The organism is Veillonella parvula, from assembly GCF_032550495.1.
GTDB lineage: Bacteria > Bacillota > Negativicutes > Veillonellales > Veillonellaceae > Veillonella > Veillonella parvula_G.
Genome location: NZ_JAWFZJ010000001.1, coordinates 372,216 through 392,362 on the forward strand (window position 1 = coordinate 372,216; position 20,147 = coordinate 392,362).

Annotated in this window: 15 protein-coding genes; all 15 read left to right on the plus strand. The window is 37.3% G+C overall.

The genetic code is table 11. The features are described from left to right. Positions 1 to 112 precede the first annotated feature (112 nt). The 15 genes from E6X37_RS01815 to era all read left to right on the plus strand — a co-directional run bounded on the left by E6X37_RS01815 (position 113) and on the right by era (position 20,126). Entirely contained in the window at positions 113 to 730 is a 618-nt protein-coding gene (locus E6X37_RS01815) for a Type 1 glutamine amidotransferase-like domain-containing protein (protein WP_123137912.1), read from the plus strand. A gap of 245 nt (positions 731 to 975) precedes the next feature. Continuing rightward, positions 976 to 2,103, plus strand: coding sequence for an efflux RND transporter periplasmic adaptor subunit (locus tag E6X37_RS01820; protein WP_101928320.1), 1,128 nt, complete (start codon positions 976 to 978; stop codon positions 2,101 to 2,103). Between the two features lie 14 nt (positions 2,104 to 2,117). Next, positions 2,118 to 5,300 (plus strand): efflux RND transporter permease subunit, encoded by a 3,183-nt coding sequence (locus E6X37_RS01825; RefSeq protein WP_316689409.1) that lies wholly within the window; start codon positions 2,118 to 2,120, stop codon positions 5,298 to 5,300. A gap of 157 nt (positions 5,301 to 5,457) precedes the next feature. Then, positions 5,458 to 6,399 carry a manganese-dependent inorganic pyrophosphatase gene (locus E6X37_RS01830; RefSeq protein ID WP_278618109.1) on the plus strand — a complete coding sequence of 314 codons (942 nt, stop codon included), beginning with the start codon at positions 5,458 to 5,460 and terminating at the stop codon, positions 6,397 to 6,399. Between the two features lie 219 nt (positions 6,400 to 6,618). After that, positions 6,619 to 8,808, plus strand: a complete 2,190-nt coding sequence (gene pcrA, locus E6X37_RS01835; RefSeq protein WP_004695971.1) for a DNA helicase PcrA — start codon at positions 6,619 to 6,621, stop codon at positions 8,806 to 8,808. A gap of 81 nt (positions 8,809 to 8,889) precedes the next feature. After that, positions 8,890 to 10,893, plus strand: coding sequence for an NAD-dependent DNA ligase LigA (gene ligA / locus E6X37_RS01840; protein ID WP_278618108.1), 2,004 nt, complete (start codon positions 8,890 to 8,892; stop codon positions 10,891 to 10,893). A gap of 75 nt (positions 10,894 to 10,968) precedes the next feature. Further along, positions 10,969 to 11,259 (plus strand): Asp-tRNA(Asn)/Glu-tRNA(Gln) amidotransferase subunit GatC, encoded by a 291-nt coding sequence (gene gatC / locus E6X37_RS01845; RefSeq protein ID WP_004695967.1) that lies wholly within the window; start codon positions 10,969 to 10,971, stop codon positions 11,257 to 11,259. Positions 11,260 to 11,270: 11 nt separating this feature from the next. After that, positions 11,271 to 12,731 carry an Asp-tRNA(Asn)/Glu-tRNA(Gln) amidotransferase subunit GatA gene (gatA, locus tag E6X37_RS01850; protein WP_278618107.1) on the plus strand — a complete coding sequence of 487 codons (1,461 nt, stop codon included), beginning with the start codon at positions 11,271 to 11,273 and terminating at the stop codon, positions 12,729 to 12,731. Then, a complete protein-coding gene (gene gatB / locus E6X37_RS01855) occupies positions 12,728 to 14,176 on the plus strand; it encodes an Asp-tRNA(Asn)/Glu-tRNA(Gln) amidotransferase subunit GatB (protein ID WP_101928315.1) in 1,449 nt (482 codons plus the stop codon). The genes gatA and gatB overlap by 4 nt, the downstream gene beginning before the upstream one ends. A 166-nt stretch (positions 14,177 to 14,342) precedes the next feature. Continuing rightward, the gene (locus E6X37_RS01860) at positions 14,343 to 14,759 is read left to right on the plus strand and encodes a hypothetical protein (RefSeq protein WP_012864422.1); all 417 of its coding nucleotides are present in this window, start codon (positions 14,343 to 14,345) and stop codon (positions 14,757 to 14,759) included. 63 nt (positions 14,760 to 14,822) lie between these two features. After that, positions 14,823 to 16,664, plus strand: coding sequence for a B12-binding domain-containing radical SAM protein (locus tag E6X37_RS01865; RefSeq protein WP_316689410.1), 1,842 nt, complete (start codon positions 14,823 to 14,825; stop codon positions 16,662 to 16,664). Positions 16,665 to 16,770: 106 nt separating this feature from the next. After that, positions 16,771 to 17,736 (plus strand): tRNA modification radical SAM protein MnmL/YtqA, encoded by a 966-nt coding sequence (gene mnmL / locus E6X37_RS01870; RefSeq protein ID WP_155086207.1) that lies wholly within the window; start codon positions 16,771 to 16,773, stop codon positions 17,734 to 17,736. 8 nt (positions 17,737 to 17,744) lie between these two features. After that, a complete protein-coding gene (locus E6X37_RS01875; RefSeq protein WP_287529433.1) occupies positions 17,745 to 18,755 on the plus strand; it encodes a PhoH family protein in 1,011 nt (336 codons plus the stop codon). Between the two features lie 2 nt (positions 18,756 to 18,757). Then, entirely contained in the window at positions 18,758 to 19,234 is a 477-nt protein-coding gene (gene ybeY / locus E6X37_RS01880; protein WP_012864418.1) for an rRNA maturation RNase YbeY, read from the plus strand. Then, a complete protein-coding gene (gene era / locus E6X37_RS01885; protein WP_221740974.1) occupies positions 19,227 to 20,126 on the plus strand; it encodes a GTPase Era in 900 nt (299 codons plus the stop codon). Before ybeY ends, era begins: the two co-directional genes overlap by 8 nt. The last annotated feature ends 21 nt before the right edge of the window (positions 20,127 to 20,147 follow it).

The window sequence follows — 20,147 nt, forward strand, 5'->3', positions numbered from 1 at the left end:
AGCCGATTAAATGGTTTTAAAACCGTCTAGGTAGATTCTTAGGCGGTTTTTTGTATATTAAACATAAAATTTTCATATTGATTTAAATAAAGAATCTTAGAGGTGATAAGACATGGAAATTTTACTTATGTCATATTTAGCAGGAGCAAAAAGTATAACAAAAAAGTATCTTTCAAAAATGGTTTCAAATAAAATAATTTTTATTCCTACTGCTGGAAATGTTGAACCATATACTGGATATATTGATGAAGGTGTTGAGATGTTAAAGTCTTTAGGATATGAATTGGAAATTATTGATATTTCTAAATATGATGAAGATTATTTAAAGAATAAACTTTCAAAGACTGAATGTATCTGTATATCTGGTGGTAACACATTTTATCTATTACAAGAGCTGAAAAAGAAAAATCTTATAGGCCTACTTTATGAAAGAATCAAAGAAGGCTTATTATATATTGGTGAATCTGCTGGCGCAATTATTATGTCTGAAAATATTGAATATAATCAGATAATGGATGATAAAAGTATAGCATCTGAATTAGATGATTATATGGGTGTAAATGTATTTAATCATTATGTTTTACCTCATATAGGGGAATATCCATTTGAAGAGACTGCTCAGAAAACATTAGATACTTATCAAGATAAGATACCATTAGTGCCGATAAACAATAATGAAGTAATCTTAGTTGAGGATCATGGTTATACGGTATTAACTGAAAAAAAGTAAACTAGTAATATATAGTTTTATAATTCTAAAACTATTTAAGTTCATATTGAATATAAAATGTCAATAGTTTTTAACATTTTTGCTGTATACAATATATGTGGGTTTAATCAGATTTTATCTATGTTCTACAAAGGTAGAGGGGTATCGGAAAAATTGACTTTATCTATATAATCCTGTAAAATATATAAAGATATTTATGAAATTATGTGACATGAATGATTCGTTTCTGAAAAGGAGTACAGATAATGAAGTATCGTTATTCCCGTATGTTAGCAGCTCTCGTAATGTCTGCTGTGATGATTGCAGGGTGTGGCAACAATCAACAGCAAGCTGGTGAGATTAATGTTAATACATATAAACTTACAACAAGTGATACACAAGTTGATCAAACATTTGCTGGTACTGTAGTTGCGGAGAACTCTGTAGCTGTACATGCTCGTGTAAGTGGTTATATTGTTGAGAAGTTTGTAAAAGGTGGGGAACAAGTAGTAGCGGGACAACCATTATATCGAATTGATTCTCGTCAATATGAAGCGAGTCTTGCTAATGCAGAAGCACAAGCAGCTCAAGCTAATGCAAACTTGAAAAATGCTGAAGTAGATCTTCAACGTTATGAAACTTTGGCATCACAAGATGCGATTGCTCAACAACGTGTAGATACGCAACGTAGTGCTACAGAGCAAGCTAAGGCTACTTATGAAGCGTATGAAGCATCCGTGAAAATTGCTCAAGATAATATGGGGGATACCATGGTATATGCACCATATTCTGGTACATTACGCATGGATGACGTAGATACAGGCACTTATGTTCAGGCTGGCTCTACTACATTGGTTACAATCGATTCTATTGATCCAATCTTCGTTGAGTTTAGTATGACTGAGCAAGAATATCTTGATTTTATGAAGAATCCTACAACGGATGATTCTAATGGTCCAAATATTCAATTAAAACTTGCTGATGGCGAAACATATAATGAACTTGGTTCTATCGTGCAAGCGGCTAAGAGTTTAGATCAATCTACGGGTAAGCTTGTATTGAAAGCGTCCTTCCCAAATCCTAATCATTTATTATTACCTAATATGTATGCTACTGTTGTTTCTCCTGGTGAAAAGATTAAAAATGCAATCCTTGTACCAAGTCGTGCAATTTTACAAATCATGGACAAAAACTTTGTTTATGTTGTAAATGCAGCTGGTGTAGTAGAACAAAAGACAGTAGAGATTGGTGGTACTAAAGGTAATGAAACGATCATTAAATCTGGTTTGGCTGCTGGTGATACAATCATCGTTGACGGCTTAACTAAGGTGAAAAATGGCGTAAAAGTAAATGGCAAACTACTAACTAAAGAACAGTTGAAAGCTACAAAATAAAAGGAGGATAGATCGTGTCGAAATTCTTTATTAATCGACCTATCTTTGCCATCGTAATAGCCATTGTTATCACGTTGGTAGGGCTTATCTCTATGATGAACCTTCCGGTAGCTCGATATCCACAAATTTCTCCACCTACAGTTCAAGTTAATACTGCTTATACTGGTGCAACTGCTCAAGTTGTTAATGATACAGTAGCCAGTGTTATTGAAACGCAGATTGTAGGCGTACAAGATATGGACTATATGACATCTAATAGTTCCAGTAACGGTAGCTATTCGTTGACTGTTCAGTTCAATCAAGGTACAGATGCTGATATGGATGCGGTTAATACGCAAAACCGTGTTCAAGCAGCACTTGCACAATTGCCTTCAGAGGTACAAGCTGTAGGTGTTACAACCACTAAATCTTCTGGTGATATGGCACTTATATTCTCTTTGAGTTCACCAAATGGCACATATGATGCAACATTCTTAAAGAACTATGGTACCAATTATATGATGGATACTATCAAATCCATTAAGGGTGTTGGTTCTGTACAAGAGTTCGGATCTGATTATTCTATGCGCATTTGGCTAGATCCTGCGAAGATGCAAAAACTTGGTGTTACTATCTCTGAAGTTACGGCGGCTATAAAAGGTCAAAACTTACAAGCCGCAGCAGGTACAGTAGGGAAAAACCCTACAAATGGTGAACAAGCCTTTCAATATCCTATCAAAATTGATGGACGTCTCGTAACACCTGAACAATTTGGCAATATTGCTATTAAAAGCACTAATGGTAAGGTATTACATCTAAAAGATGTCTCCCGTATTCAAATTGGGGCTGAAGGGTATGACTTCATCGCAAAATCTGCTCATAAAGAGGTTGCCGGTTTTGCTATTTCCCTACAAAATGATGCTAATGCATTAGAAACAATTGCTAATGTTAAGAAGGTTCTAGATGAGCAATCTAAATCCTTCCCACCAGATATGCAATATAACGTAGTTGTAGATAATACTAAATTCGTAAGTGCATCTATTAATGAGGTTGAGCATACATTTGTAGAGGCATTGCTCCTTGTTTTAGTTGTAGTATATGTCTTCTTACAATCTTGGCGATCCACAATCATTCCTATGATTGCTGTGCCAGTATCTTTGCTTGGCACATTTGGTGCTTTTGTTTTATTAGATTTCTCTATTAACACTTTGACGCTTTTTGCCATGGTTTTGGCTATCGGCCTTGTTGTTGATGATGCTATCGTAGTGGTAGAGGCTGTTGAATATGAGTTAAAATATAATGGTTTACCTCCAAAAGAGGCGGCTATTAAAGCAATGGAAAATGTGCAAGGACCAGTAATTGGTATTGCCTTTGTATTGACTGCTGTATTTGTACCAGTTGCTTTCATGGGTGGTATGACAGGCATCCTTTACAAACAGTTCGCATTAACGATTGCTGTTTCCGTTGTAATTTCAGCTATTATTGCACTTGTGTTGACACCAGCATTATGTGCTACCATGTTGAAACCACATATATCTAAAAATCGTGAAGATTGGTTACATCGCCAATTAAATAAGTTTAATGTTGCTTTAGAACGATTCAGTAATTGGTATGGCATCCAATTAGCGCGTTTAAGCCATCGTTTAAGTTTAATTGTTATTACATTGCTAGTATTTGCAGGTGGTACAGCCTTAGTATTCCACTTCTTACCAACTTCTTTCGTACCAGCTGAAGATAGTGGTTACTACATGATTGCTATTAATGAGCCACCTGGTGCTACATCTGAACGGACTATGGCTACACTTGAAAAAATTGCATCTTTCTTGGAAGAAAAAAATGATCCTGAAAAACCTAAGGATGAACAATTATTCCAAGAAGTATTTACTGTCGCTGGTTTTGACCTTTTAGGTGGTGGTCAAAAGTCTAGTGCTGGTGTAATTTTTGCTACTATGTCTGACTGGAAATATCGTACTACTGCTGCAACTTCTATTAATGCAATGGTTGGTCAAACCTTTGGTTTTGCCGCTCAAGGTGTACCAGAAGCAACTGTAATTGCTATGAATCCACCATCCATTCCTGGTTTGGGTAAAACTGGTGGTTTTAGTATGTACATCATCAATAAAGCTGGCGATAGTCCACAAGTTATGGCTGATCGTACTAATGAATTTATTGCGGAAGCTCGTAAGAGCCCAGCAATTCAATCCATTTATACTACTTTTGATACATCTACGCCGACATTACAATTTGATGTAAATCGTGAAAAAGCGGCTCAAGATGGTGTAGCATTAGCTGATATCTTTACCACTTTGCAAGGGTTCTACGGTAGTATTCAAGTTAACGACTTTACTACTTATGGTAAAAACTATAAGGTTGTAGTCCAAGCGGAAGACGCATATCGTCAAAATGCAGCTCAGCTTAATATGTTAGCTGTTAGAAATAGTAATGGCCAAATGGTACCTGTTTCTAACTATATTACAAAGGAACAAACGGGTACACCATCTAGCATTACTCGCTTTGATAATGCGATGGCCGTACAAATTGGTGGTTCTCAAGCTAGAGGATATTCCTCTGGTGATGCTATCAATGCATTAAAAGAGGCCGCCGCTAAAACATTACCTGCTGGTTATACATATGATTGGGCAGGGCAATCTCGTGAAGAGTTAAAAGCCGGTTCTCAAACTATGTTGATTCTAGGTTTAGGGCTTGTCTTTGTATTCTTAATCTTGGCTGCCTTATATGAGTCTTGGAAGGTTCCATTTGCCGTATTGTTCTCCGTACCATCTGGTATGATTGGTGCTTCTTTAGTACCATTCTTATTGAACTTTACAGGCAGATATTTCTTAGCAAATGATATTTATATGCAGATCGGTCTCTTAACCTTGGTTGGCTTGGCTGCGAAAAATGCGATTTTGATTATCGAGTATGCTAAGATTCGCGTTGACGAGCGTGGTATGAATGTTGTTGATGCTGCTATCGAAGCTGCAAAAATTCGTTTGCGTCCAATTTTGATGACATCCTTTGCATTTATCCTTGGTGTATTACCATTGGCAGTATCTAGTGGTGCTGGTTCTGGTGCACGTACTTCTATGGGTATTACTGTAGTAGCAGGGATGACAACAGCTACATTGTTTGGTATCTTTATCATCCCAATGTTGTTTATCATCATTGAAAAACTTGGTCCTGGTTTGTTGACAAATCGCAAGAAAAATCATGAATAACTTTCTGTATTAGTACTTAATATAGATAGATAAAAAACACGTTATTACTAAGTAGTGGCGTGTTTTTTTGTATGATTTATGATATAATAATATAGTTAAAAATCGAATTGACGTAAGTCAATATAAAGTATGAAACTAAACATTAAAGAGGTATATTATGAGTGATGTAAAAACATATGTAGCAGGTCATAAAAGCCCTGATACAGATTCTATTTGTTCTGCTATTTCCTTTGCTAATTTATTAACACAAATGGGCACACCAGCAACTCCAGTATGTGCAGGTGAAGCTAATAAAGAAACAACATATATCTTGAACCATTTTGGTTTTGAACACCCTCAAATCGTTAAGAACTGGGAGGAGTTTGCTCCAGAAGGTGGCAATTTGTATTTAACTGACCATAATGAATCTAAACAGATCATTGATGGTTACAAATCTATGAACATGTGTGGCGTTGTAGATCATCATCGTATCGGTGATTTTGAAACTGATGGTCCTGTATTCATGCGTTTAGAACCAGTAGGTTGCTCCAATACCATCATTACTAAATTATATATGGAAAATAACCAAGAGATTCCTAAAGCAATTGCAGGGTTGATGTTATCTGCCATTATTTCTGATACTGTATTATTTCGTTCTCCAACGTGCACAGAAACAGATAAAGCAATGGCTCATAAATTAGCCGAAATTGCTGGTGTAGATATTGAGTCTTATGGTCTTGATATGTTAAAAGCTGGTGCCGACATTTCTGATTTGACTAATGATGATATCGTTCGTACAGATATGAAAGAGTTCTCCGAAGCAGGTAAAACTATTTCCATTGGACAAATTTCCGTTATGGATACTACAGATGTGTTGGCTAAACAAGGCGAACTTGTACAAGCTTTAGAGGCTCTTCGCAGTGCCAATAACTACGATGCATCTTACATCATGATTACAAATATTCTCGATGAGAGTACAACATTGTTGTTTAGTGGCGATGTAGAAGCTGTAGTTACTAAAGCATTTGAAAAAGAAATAAAAGATAATGGTGTATTCTTACCTAATACTATGTCTCGTAAAAAACAAATTGTACCACCAATTCTTGGTGCTATGAAATAGTATACAAACTAAAAAAGAACGTTGCTCGCAACGTTCTTCTTCTCTATTTATAGGGCTTCAAGTATATTGCATGAATATGTTAATTGCTATTATAAATGTGTTTATTTGCATATAATAATTTAGCTTTTAACTATACATACTTATTTCACAGATTTATAAAGATCATTTATGTATATTTGGAGTTTGTATTGCATAAGTAAGGGCAATAGGTGTGTTTCGATGAATTCATTATTAACAGGTTTAAATAAAGAACAACAACAAGCAGTCCAGCATACGGAAGGCCCTTTATTGATTTTAGCTGGTGCTGGATCTGGTAAAACAAAGGTCTTAACAGTTCGTATTGCACATTTATTGGCACAAGGTGTTAATCCTTATGAAATCTTGGCCATTACTTTCACCAATAAAGCGGCGAAAGAAATGAAAAGCCGTGTAGAAGGTCTTGTAGGCGATGTGGCAAATCGTATTTGGCTCAGTACATTCCACAGCTTTTGTGCTAAGTTTTTACGTTTTGAAATAGATAGTTTCTTAGGGTATAACAGCAATTTTACTATCTATGACACATCTGACTCTCAAGCTGTTATTAAGGCCGCATTGAAAGCGTTAAATTTGGATGATAAATACTATCCTGTAGGGGCTATGATTGCTGCCATATCAGATGCTAAGAATAAATTACTTTTTGCTTCTGATTTTAGAAAACAAGCACGAGACTTTTACCAACAAAAGGTAGCTGATGTTTATGAGTATTATGAGCGGGAGTTGCGCAAGAATAATGCATTAGATTTTGATGATCTATTATTAGTAGCCGTTAAATTATTACAGTCTAATGCAACTGTTCTTGATAAATATAGTCATCGTTTCCGTTATGTCATGATTGACGAGTATCAAGATACAAACCATGCACAATATTTATTGGCGAAATTATTAGCTTCACATTGGAAGAATATCGCCGTCGTGGGTGATGCTGATCAAAGTATTTATGCTTGGCGTGGCGCTGATATTCAAAATATCTTAGATTTTGAAAAGGACTATCCTAATTGTACATCTATTAAATTAGAGCAAAACTATCGTTCTACTAAGATTATTCTCGATGCAGCCAATGCTGTTATCGATAATAATGAAGGTCGCCCAGAGAAAAATCTTTGGACCGATAAAATAGAAGGCGCAAAAATTCAGCATTTTACGGCTCAATCCGAACATGAGGAAGCAGCTTTTATCGGTGACACAATCGCTAAAAAACATGATATTCACGATGTTCCATATGGGGATATGGCCATTTTATATCGTACAAACGCCCAGTCTCGTGTCCTTGAAGAAGCACTTATTAAGCGGGCCTTACCCTATACGATGGTAGGGGGCACAAAGTTCTATGATCGTAAAGAAATCAAAGACGTTTTAGCTTATTTACGCGTATTATACAATCCCTTTGATGATTTGAGCTTATTGCGCATCATTAATGTGCCAAAACGGAGTATTGGGGCCACTACAGTTGCTAAACTACAAGACTATGCTCGTGAAAAAGGAACGTCTTTGTTTATGACGCTTACGCAGTTACACTTAATTGATTCTATCAAGGGAAAAACTAAAGAAAAGTTAGAAGAATTCGGTATTCTCATCTTTACTCTTGTTTCTGAAATGGAAGATAAAACTGTACTCGATATCTTAGAGTCTATTCTAGATAGAACAGGTTATTTGGCACAATTAGAAGAGAGTACAGACCCACAAGATCAAGCTCGTGCTGAGAATATTGGTGAGCTTTTATCTGTGGCAAAAGACTTCCAAGATACAAATCCATCTGGTACTGTAGAGGACTTTTTAGAGCAAGTAGCACTTGTTAACGATGTAGACTCCTTCGAACAAGAAGAGGCTAAAGTGACATTGATGACATTACATGCTGCAAAGGGTTTGGAATTTCCTATCGTATTCTTATGTGGGTTGGAAGAAGGTTTATTCCCTCATAGTCGTACCTTGATGAACCCTGAAGAAATTGAAGAGGAACGTCGTCTTGCTTATGTAGGTATTACGCGTGCTGAAAAGGAATTATATATTTCTAATGCCACTACTAGAACCGTATTTGGCCGTACTAGTAGTTATTTACCATCTCGATTTATCGATGAAATTCCCGAAGAATTAGTAGATGGCTTACGTGCTAAGCGTAAAGTGCCTGACGATATTAAACGTCATGTACCCCAACATATGAGTGTTACTAGCCGCCCTGTGACAAAGCCAATTGTTCGTAATGAAGTAATTGCCGACTGGAAGGTGGGCGATACGGCTATTCATAGTAAATGGGGTAATGGTAAAGTAATCAACGTAACTGGTGAAGGGGCGGGTATGAAATTGACTATCGAGTTCCCTACACAAGGTGTACGTGTCGTAATGGCAAAATTTGCGCCTGTTAAAAAGGGATGATTCGTCTAATTACGTTTATATTTAAATAGAAAACACATACAATCATATAACTAAATATATTTGTGTATAAAAGGGTATAAAATGAATCCGAAAGATAGAATTAAAGAGTTGCAACAGGAGCTTACTCATGCGCAGTATTTATACTACGTAAAAGATGCTCCTACTATGAGCGACTTTGAATATGATAAAAAATATCGTGAGCTTGTGGATTTAGAAACTGCTCATCCTGAATATATTGTGCCATCTTCTCCAACACAACGGGTCGGTATGAAGGTGGAAGGCTCCTTTGAAAAGGTCGTTCATGGACGTCCTATGTTAAGCCTTAGCAATGTATTTAATGCTGATGAAGTACGAGCTTTTGGAAATCGTGTAGAAAAGGAACTTGGCCATAAGCCATCTTCGTATGTTGTAGAACTAAAAATCGATGGCTTAGCAGTTAATTTACACTATGAAAATGGTATGTTTGTCCGTGCTGTTACGCGTGGTGATGGTCGCATTGGTGAAGATGTAACAGCTAATGTACGTACCATTAAATCTATTCCATTATTTTTAGATAATGCGCCTGAGTTTATCGAAGTTCGTGGTGAAGCGTATATGCCTCATAGTGAATTTAAACGTATTAATGAAGAACGTGATGAAGAAGGTCTCCCGACCTTCGTAAATCCTCGCAATGCTGCAGCAGGTTCCTTACGACAACAAGACCCAGCTATTACTGCTAACCGGAATCTTGCATTTTTCGCATATGCTATAGGTTCTGAAGTGGGAGCCAATATTCATAGCCAAGAGGAATTGCTTAAGAGTTTAGAGAACTTTAAGTTTTCTGTAAATCCTCATTATCGTGTATGTAAAACAATTGATGAAGTAATTGAAGCCATTGATTATTGGGGTGATAAACGGCATGAACTTCCATATGATACAGATGGAATGGTTATTAAGGTAAATAGCTTTGATGATCAAGAGGTTCTTGGTAGCACTGCAAAGGATCCTAAATGGGCCACTGCGTACAAGTATCCACCTGAAGAAGTGGAAACAATCCTTAAAGATATTACCATTAATGTAGGTCGCACAGGGGTTCTAACTCCTACTGGTGAGCTGGAATCCGTATTTGTATCTGGTACGAATGTAAGCCGAGTTACATTACACAACCAAGATTTTATCGATGAAAAGGATATTCGTATTGGTGACCACGTTATTATTCACAAGGCGGCGGAAATCATTCCGGAGGTTATCCGTGTTGTTCCTGAAAAGCGAAATGGCTCCGAAATTCCTTTTACAATTCCTAATACATGTCCTGTATGCGAATCTCCTGTAGTTCGTCGTGAAGGAGAAGCGGCAGTTCGATGTACGAATAAACATTGTCCAGCTATTGAAAAGGAACAAATTATCCACTTTGCCTCTCGTGACGCTATGAATATCGATGGCCTTGGTCCTAGTATCGTAGAAAATTTGATCAACAACAAGTTAATTACAAATGTTGTTGATTTATATCATTTAACTGTAGACCAACTTGTTACGATGGACCGTATGGGTAAAAAATCTGCAGAAAATTTGGTGAAAGCTATTGATGACTCTAAATCACGTGGTTTAGACCGTGTATTATATGGATTGGGAATTCGTTTAATCGGCTCAAAGGCTGCAACTACAATTGCTAATGTGGTGCAATCTATAGATCGGTTCATGACTATTACGAAGGATGAACTAGTAGCAGTTGAAGAAATCGGGCCCACAATGGCAGATAGCATCGTTGAATATCGTCAAGATCCAGCACATAAGGAAATTATTGAAGGCTTAACTCAAGCTGGTCTTAAGATGACCGTAGATGTAGTAGAAGCTGCAGGCAATCAAATGGAAGGCGAAATCGTCGTTCTCACAGGTAAGCTTGAGGTTATGGGGCGCAGTGAAGCCGGTAAAATCCTTGAAGCTCATGGAGCCAAGGTTACTGGTTCTGTTTCAAAGAAGACAACACTCGTCGTAGCTGGAGAAGATAGTGGTAGTAAACTCACTAAAGCAAATGAATTGGGTATTCGTGTGATAAACGAAGAAGAGTTCGTAGAACTATTAAAAGAACTCGGTGAAATCCAATAAATATATAGTCTTACAATGTTTTGAAAATATATACTATTTGCTTTATAATAAGTAATTATGAAAGGATGTGTTCCGATGAAAATCAGCCAAGAGGAAATAAAAAAAATCGCCTTGCTTTCACGTTTGGAAGTTAAAGAAGAACATATGGCACATGTAGAAAAAGAGTTGTCCGACATCTTGACCTATGTTGCTGAACTAGATGCATTAGAACTAGATGGTGTTGAACCAATGGCTCATGCTGTACCTTTACACAATGTATTTAGAGAGGATGAAAAGAAACCATCCCTTGATCATGAGTTAGCTTTATCCAATGCTCCAGAAGCAGAAGATGGGTACTTTAAAGTGCCTCGTGTTGTACAAGAATAGGAGATTTTGCTGTGCCGACAATTCATGAATTACATAAAAAACTTGTGAATAAAGAAATCAGTGCCGTTGAATTGACGAATGCTGTTATTGCTCATAAAGCTAAAGTGGAACCGACTGTGCATGCGTACTTGTCAGATTCTCATGACCGTGCTTTAACTATAGCTAAGGTTGTAGACGAAGCAATTGCTAAAGGTGAAGCGATTTCTCCACTAGCTGGTATTCCTGGTGCAATTAAAGATAATATTTGTATCAAAGACGAACCCGCAACTTGTGCGTCTAAAATGTTAGAAAACTTTGTGCCTCCATATAATGCGTCTGTTATCGAGCGCTTACAAGACAATCATTATATTAGCCTTGGTAAACTTAATATGGATGAATTTGCTATGGGCGGTTCTACAGAGAATTCTGCATTAGCAAAAACGACTAATCCATGGAATATTGACTGTGTACCGGGTGGTTCTTCTGGTGGTAGTGCAGCTGCTGTTTCTAGTGGTTCTGCAATTTGGGCTCTCGGTTCTGATACAGGTGGCTCCATTCGTCAACCAGCCTCTTTCTGTGGCGTAGTAGGTTTAAAACCAACCTATGGTAATGTATCCCGTTACGGCCTTATTGCTTTTGCATCTTCTTTAGATCAAATCGGACCTGTTACACGGGATGTAACGGATGCTGCATTGGTATTGAATGCTATTTCTGGTTACGATGCAAAGGATTCTACATCGATTCCAGGTGCTCGTGTGGATTACACTACAGCTCTTGTAAATGATGTAAAAAATCTTAAAATTGGTGTGCCAAAAGAATTCTTTGGTGAAGGTCTCAATAGTGAAGTTCGCAAAGCTATGGAAGAGGCTATCGAAACATATAAAAAATTAGGTGCTGAAATCATTGAGATTTCCTTGCCTAACTCTAAATATGCGTTGTCTGCATACTATATCATCGCATTGGCAGAGGCAAGCTCCAATTTGGCTCGTTATGACGGCGTAAGCTATGGTATGCGCGTACCTGCAGATAATCTAGTAGACATGTCTACTAAAACTCGTACAGAAGGTTTTGGCCCTGAGGTACAACGCCGTATCTTGTTAGGTACTTATGTATTGAGTGCTGGTTACTATGATGCTTACTATTTGAAAGCATTAAAAGTCCGCCGCCTCATTAAAAATGAATTTGATGAAGCATTCTCCAAAGTGGATTTGATTTTAACACCAACGGCACCTAATACGTCTTATAAATTTGGTGAAAAAGCAAATGACCCATTGGCAATGTATTTAGAAGATATCTGTACGGTACCAGCAAACCTTGCAGGTATTCCAGGCATTAGCATTCCAGCAGGTATGAGTAACAGTAATTTGCCAATCGGCTTACAATTGCTTGGACCTGCTATGGGTGAAGAAACATTGTTACGTGCCGCTTTCACATTTGAACAAGCACGTCCAGACTGTCAATTAGTAGCACCAACTGGGGAGGTTTCTCTATGAGTAGTAAATACGAAACAGTCGTTGGTTTAGAGGTTCATACAGAGCTTAAGACTAAGTCTAAAATCTTCTGTGGTTGTACCACTGAATTTGGCGGTGATCAAAATACACATGTATGCCCAGTGTGCCTTGGCTTACCTGGTGCAATGCCTGTGTTAAATAAACAAGTAGTAGAATTTGCTATTAAAGTAGGTTTAGCATTGAATTGTGAAATCCTTAACTTTAACAAATTTGACCGTAAAAACTACTATTATCCTGATTTGCCTAAAAACTATCAAACATCTCAATATGATTTGCCAATTTGCTTAAATGGTCATTTAGATATTGAGGTTAATGGTGAAACTAAACGCATCGGTATTACCCGTATTCATATGGAAGAGGATGCAGGTAAACTCGTCCATAGTGGCAACACTATTTCCGACTCTAAATCTTCTAATGTTGACTACAATCGTACGGGTGTACCTCTTCTTGAAATCGTATCTGAACCAGATATTCGTTCCGGTGCAGAAGCGAGAGCATACGTTGAAAAATTACGTTCTATTTTGCAATATTTAGAAGTATCTGACGGTCGTATGGAAGAGGGTTCTTTGCGTGGTGACTGTAACGTATCCGTACGTTTACGTGGCACTACAGAATTTGGTACACGTACAGAAACTAAAAATGTTAATTCTTTAACTGCAATCCAAAAAGTTGTTGAATATGAAGCATTGCGCCAAGCTAAGTTAATCGAAGCTGGCGGTACTGTAGATCAAGAAACACGTACTTGGGATGATGCACAAGGTATCACTCTTGGTATGCGTAAAAAAGACGAAGAAAACGATTACCGTTACTTCCCAGAACCAGATTTGGTACCAATCGTAATTACAGATGAAAAAATCGAAGAAGTACGTCGTGCACTGCCAGAATTACAAGATGCTAAGATTGAACGTTTTGTATCTGAATATGGCTTGTCTCGTGAAGATGCAACTATTCTTACTGTATCCCGTAAAACAGCGGACTTCTTAGATGCTACTGTAAAAGCAGGTGCAGATCCTAAGACTGTTGCTAACTGGATGCTTGGTGACTTGTCCAAGATGATTAATGAAAGCGGTTTAACATTTGCTGAATCCAAGGTAAGTCCTGAAAACTTGGCTGGTATGATTGCCCTAATCGACAAAGGTACAATTTCGGGTAAAATTGCGAAAAAAGTTATCGTATCCATGTGGGAATCCGGCAAGGATGCTGATACTATTGTAAAAGAGGAAGGTCTAGTTCAAATCACAGATACTGGTGCTATTGAAGAAATTGTTAAGCAAGTTATTGCTAATAATCCACAACCAGTAGCAGACTTCAAGAGTGGTAATGGTAAGGCTATAGGCTTCTTAGTTGGTCAAGTTATGAAGGAATCCAAAGGCCGAGCTAATCCTGGAATGGTAAATGAATTACTTAAAAAATTCTTAAATGACTGATATGAGTGTTAATATATATTAGCATTAATCAATATTAAAAAATACAATCCCTTCAGATATATGAGTTTATATCTGAAGGGATTTCTATTTGCCATTATGATGGTAAAATATGGTATAATAAATTGTATAAAATTTATTATTATTTGTTCATATAAAGGAAATACATATGAATGATCAACACAATATAAACAATAATCAATATACATATAGAAATGGTCAATCAGATGATACTTATAGTCGCAGTACTTATTCTGGTGAACCTAATACACGCGTATTATCCGATGATGAGAGACGAGAATTTGATGGTGTAACTATTGAAGAGGTAGGCGATTCCGTCCATGTAGATTCAACGCCAACCAATATCAATGACGAGCAACAATATTACGATGAAAACAATCAATATGAACCGAAAGTTAAGGTGTATAGCTTTACTAGTACAAGCTGGCTTAGTCGAATTGTCTTGTTTATTGTTTTAGCGATTATTTTGGCAGCTGTCGTATTCTTTGGTAGTGTCATTCTTACGGTAGTAACTGTTGTTATTTTAGTGGGTGCTATTATTTCTATTATCTTTAGTCTCTTTTAATGGTATAATACATATATTATGACTAGACGGTGGCTGAGCCATTCGATGATTTAAAGGGGACCTATGAACGTAGTTTTATCCACATTAAATTCAAAATTTATACATTCTTCTCTGGCTTTGCGTTATCTCAAAGCTTATGGGCAGGCTCACGGACAGGCATACGATATAGTAGAATATACTATTAATATGCCTGTTTTACATATTCTTAGTGATATTACAGAGCGCAATATTGATGTATTGGGCTTTGCTTGCTATATCTGGAATATCGAGATGACTTTACATGTAGTAGACATGGTGAAAGCTGTGCGACCAGATATTAAAATTATTTTAGGTGGGCCGGAGGTGTCTTTCACAGCCGATGAAATCTTAAATCGTTGTGCTGCGGTGGACTATGTCGTACAAGGTGAGGGGGAAGAAGCTTTTTATCAACTTATTAGTGCACTAATCGCTGGCAAGGATGGCTTAGAAGAGCAGATTCCTGGCGTACGTGGTCGCCACATTTCTGGCCGACTCCTGGGCTCTACTGATACGGTGGAGGTAAAAGATCTTAGTACCATACCATTCCCTTACGTAGAAGAGGATATGATAGATTTAGAACATAAAATCATCTACTATGAATCCTCTCGAGGGTGCCCATTCTCTTGTCAGTACTGTTTATCTGGCAATAAAAATACAGTTCGCTTTTTCCCGCAGGAAAGAACTTTTAAAGAACTACAGTGGTTTATCGATCATAAGGTAAAACAAGTTAAATTTGTTGATAGAACTTTTAACTGTGCGCCACATCATCATCGACCTATGATGGAATTCATGCGTGATGCTGATACGGAGACGAATTTCCATCTAGAAATGGAACCAGAGCTAATGACGAAATGGGAGACAAATATTCTCTGTGAAACACCACCAGGCCGTATTCAAATTGAGGTAGGGGTTCAAAGTACACATAAGAAAACCTTGGATGCTATTAATCGATATAATGATTGGCCGTATATTCAAAAGGCTATTCGTCCTATCATTGAAGCAGGTCGAACTCATGTACACATGGATTTAATCGTAGGCTTGCCTTATGAGAATAAACAGCGATTTGGTTTATCCTTTAATGATCTTTTTAGTTTACAACCTCATGCGTTACAAATAGGGTTCTTGAAACTTTTAAAAGGATCTGGTGTACGTCGCATGGATGAGTATCAATATATTAGTGATCCTTTAGCGCCATATGAAGTACTAAGCACTCACGTGCTCCCTTATAGAGACATACGCTTTTTAAAACACTTTGAAGATGTCTTTGAACGCTTCTATAATAGCGAACGATTTAGAACTGTGTTTGGTTATATTGGTAGTAAGCTCATAAAGGAACATACTGATACATCTATAACTGGTGAGGATAGATTAACTACTAATCATGTACCACCTATGGAAAAGTACGATCCATCTAAAGTGGAGATAAAAAAAGATGCCTTTTCCTATTTCTGTGACATGACACAGGCTTGGCTCGATGCGGGTAATCATAAGATTAATTTAAAAGATATTGATCAAATTGAGTTTTTATACAATTTCTTTCTAGCTAAAGGCGATACAGTGGCTGCCGAGTTATTACAATATGATACACTCGTTAGTTATCGCGGTAAGGTTCGCAGTGAAGCTGTTGGTTTACCGAAGCAGACAAAAGAACTTTTACAAGAAGGGGAAGCATTCTGGCGCAATGAAGAAATTGCATCTCAATATATTCCAAACTATACATTTAAAGAGTGGCGCAAAATTCGCCAACAATATGTAGAAATGCCTATGTCTAAGGACACGGCTAAAGTGTTAGGTATAGAGAATGTACCAAATGTACCTTTTACAGTTGTAATCGACGTAAATAAAGAGGTAAAACCTTTTATACGTCCTGAAATAGAGGCTTGTTAGTAATATAAAAATAGTTTATCTTTTTTTTTAATCAAAAGATTAGAGAATATATGATAGTTGAAATATTACATAATAAGCGATGATTGGTTAGTTTAATAGGAGTGTTATGACCGATACAACGAGACCAAAACGATATCGCATGGTATCTAAATATTATAAAGAAACATATGGGGAAAAGGTTTATAAATTACCTGTAGCACTACCTTTGACCTGTCCTAACAGAGATGGTTCGGCTGGTGTTGGAGGCTGCACCTTCTGTGGTGAAATCGGTGCGGGCTACGAAAATCGTCCTGCCTGGATGACTGTACGCATGCAATTAGAGGAAAATATTGCTCACATAGGCCCTAAATATAAAGCAAAGAAGTTCATCCCTTATTATCAAAACTTTAGTAATACCTATTTGAATCTTGATGATTTTAAAAGTTATATTGAACAAGGTTGTATCGATGAAGCCGTGGGCATTGCTATTGCAACAAGACCCGATTGTATTGCTGATGAATATCTTGAAATATTAGCTGATATTAGGGATTGCTTTCATAAGGATATCTATATTGAGCTAGGTCTTCAAACGGTTAACTATGATACATTAGAGAAAATTAATCGTGGTCATGATTTAGCCCAGTTTATTGATGCCGTATTACGGATTAAGCGCTATGGATTTAACATAACAACTCATATGATAGTTAATTTACCATGGGATACCATGAAGGATACTATTGAAGGGGCTCGCATTTTGTCAGCCCTTGGTGTAGATCAAGTTAAATTACATGCGTTGTATATTGTTAAAAATACATTGATGGCCAAGTGGTATCAAGAAGGTCAGTTCACCTTAATCAGTGCTGAAGAATATGCTGATCGGGTTGTTAATTTTGTACGTCATTTACACCCTGACATTGTTTTACAGCGTCTTGTAGGGAGAGCGCCTGAAGATAATACGCTTTTTACAAACTGGTCCATGGGTTGGTGGCGCGTACAAGATTTAATTGATGATAAACTAGACGAACTAGATGCTCATCAAGGTGATCTCTGTGATTACCTAAATGGTAAAGCAGTTCGTAAATTTATAGATTAGGAGGTTGTATGAGCGAACAAATATTTACATTTCCTACATATGACCTAGCACAATCCATACTAGGTCAACATAATCGATATTTACATATGATGCTTGAGGTAATTTCTGCCGATGTAGTAGCTCGAGGTGATACGGTAGTTATCAAGGGTGATGAGAATCAAGTCAATGCCCTCTATCGTACTCTAGAAGAATTAGTATTTCTTTATCGTGAAGGTAGTACCATAACTGAGTCTCAGGTGCGTATTGCGGCTAAACTTGTCGCTAATGGTAAGGCTGATGCTGTACATAATATGTTTGAAGATACCTTATCTGTTAATATGCGTGGCAAAAATATTACGCCTAAAACGGAAGGCCAAAAATACTATGTAGACAGCATTCGTAAAAATACCATTACTTTTGGTATTGGTCCTGCTGGTACAGGGAAAACGTTCTTGGCGGTAGCTTTAGCTGCATTCTATTTGAAAAACCGTAATGTGGATAAAATCATTTTGACTCGACCTGCCGTAGAGGCTGGTGAACGATTAGGTTTCTTACCGGGTGAATTACAAGACAAGGTAGACCCGTATTTGAGACCCCTCTATGATGCATTACACGAAATGTTTGGTATCGAGCAAGTACAACGCTTTATGGAACGTGGTACTATCGAGGTAGCACCACTAGCGTATATGCGTGGCCGTACATTGGAAAATGCCTTCGTCATTCTCGATGAGGCTCAAAATACAACGGCAGAGCAGATGAAAATGTTCCTAACTCGTCTAGGTAACAATTCTAAAATGGTAGTCAACGGTGATAAGACACAAATTGACTTGCCTCCACGTGTTGTGTCTGGCCTTGGCGAGGCTGAAAAGGTATTGCGTCATGTGCCGGGTATAAATATGGTGTACTTTAGCGATCAAGACGTAGTTCGTCATGACTTAGTAGGTCGCATTGTAAAAGCATACGATGCGTACCATGAGCGTAAATTAGTGGGTGAAACTACAACGACTGAAGCACCTACAGAGAATGTAGCGAAAGGGTAACTATGTACATACATATTAGCTATGATGAAGGAATTGAAGAGGATTCTAATATAGAGGCCATTATCCGTAAGGTTTGTGACGAAGTGAGTCGCGTATATGGTCTCGAAGAAGATGAAATGAGTATTTTGCTGTGTGATAATGCAAAGATTCATGAACTTAATAAAGAATATCGCGGTATCGATAGACCTACAGATGTATTGTCCTTTGCTCTTAATGAGGGGGACGATTACGAAGGTAGTGAAGAGGAACATCATTTACTAGGGGATATGATTATATCCTTGGAGAGAACTCGTGAGCAGGCTATCGAATATGGACATAGTTTTGAGCGTGAGTTAGCATACTTGACGACTCATAGCTGTTTACATATCTTAGGCTATGACCATATGAACGACGAAGAAAAAAAAGAGATGCGCACAGAGGAAGAATTTATCCTAGGTAATCTCGGTTATGTGCGGGAGGATGCACCATATAATGAATAACAAGGAACATTTTAAATCAGGCTTTGTAGCCGTTGTAGGTCGCCCAAATGTTGGTAAATCTACATTAATTAATGCTTTAATTGGTGATAAGATTGCTATCGTATCCGATAAGGCTCAAACGACTCGCAACCGTATCATCTGCGTATATACGGATGAATCCAAACAAATCGTATTTATGGATACACCAGGCGTTCATAAGCCAAAACATAAGTTAGGCGAATTCATGGTAGATGCTGCTATCGAGTCTTTAAAAGAAACGGAAGCTGTTTTATTTGTTGTAGCAGGCAATGAAAAACGTGGCCCTGGGGATAACTTCATTATTGAACAATTAAAACGAGTAAAAGTTCCCGTATTTTTAGTGGTCAACAAAATTGATACACTTAAAAAAGAAGAGCTTTTAGAAGCAATTGTTTCTTATCAAGATGCATATCCATTTGCAGGTGTAATTCCTATTTCTGCAAAAGATAAAGAGAACTTAGCTGAAATTCTTAAGGTTCTAGAAGAAACATTGCCAGAAGGTCCACAATATTTCCCAGAAGATATGATTACGGATCAACCGGAACGCCTTATTATTTCCGATATCGTTCGTGAAAAAATCTTGTTGGCTACACGAGATGAAATACCTCATGCTATTGCTGTAGACGTAGATGAAATGAAAACACGTGATGATGGTACTACCTATATCCGCGCTACAATCTACTGTGAAAGAGACTCTCAAAAGGGTATTATTATTGGTAAAAAAGGTGCTTTGTTAAAACAACTTGGTGCTGAAGCGCGTGCAGATATTCAAAAACTATTAGCTACAAAAGTTTACTTAGACCTTTGGGTTAAAGTTAAAAAAGATTGGCGAAATAAATCTGGTATGTTATCTGAACTTGGTTATAGAAAATAATTTGATATAATAAAAAGATAA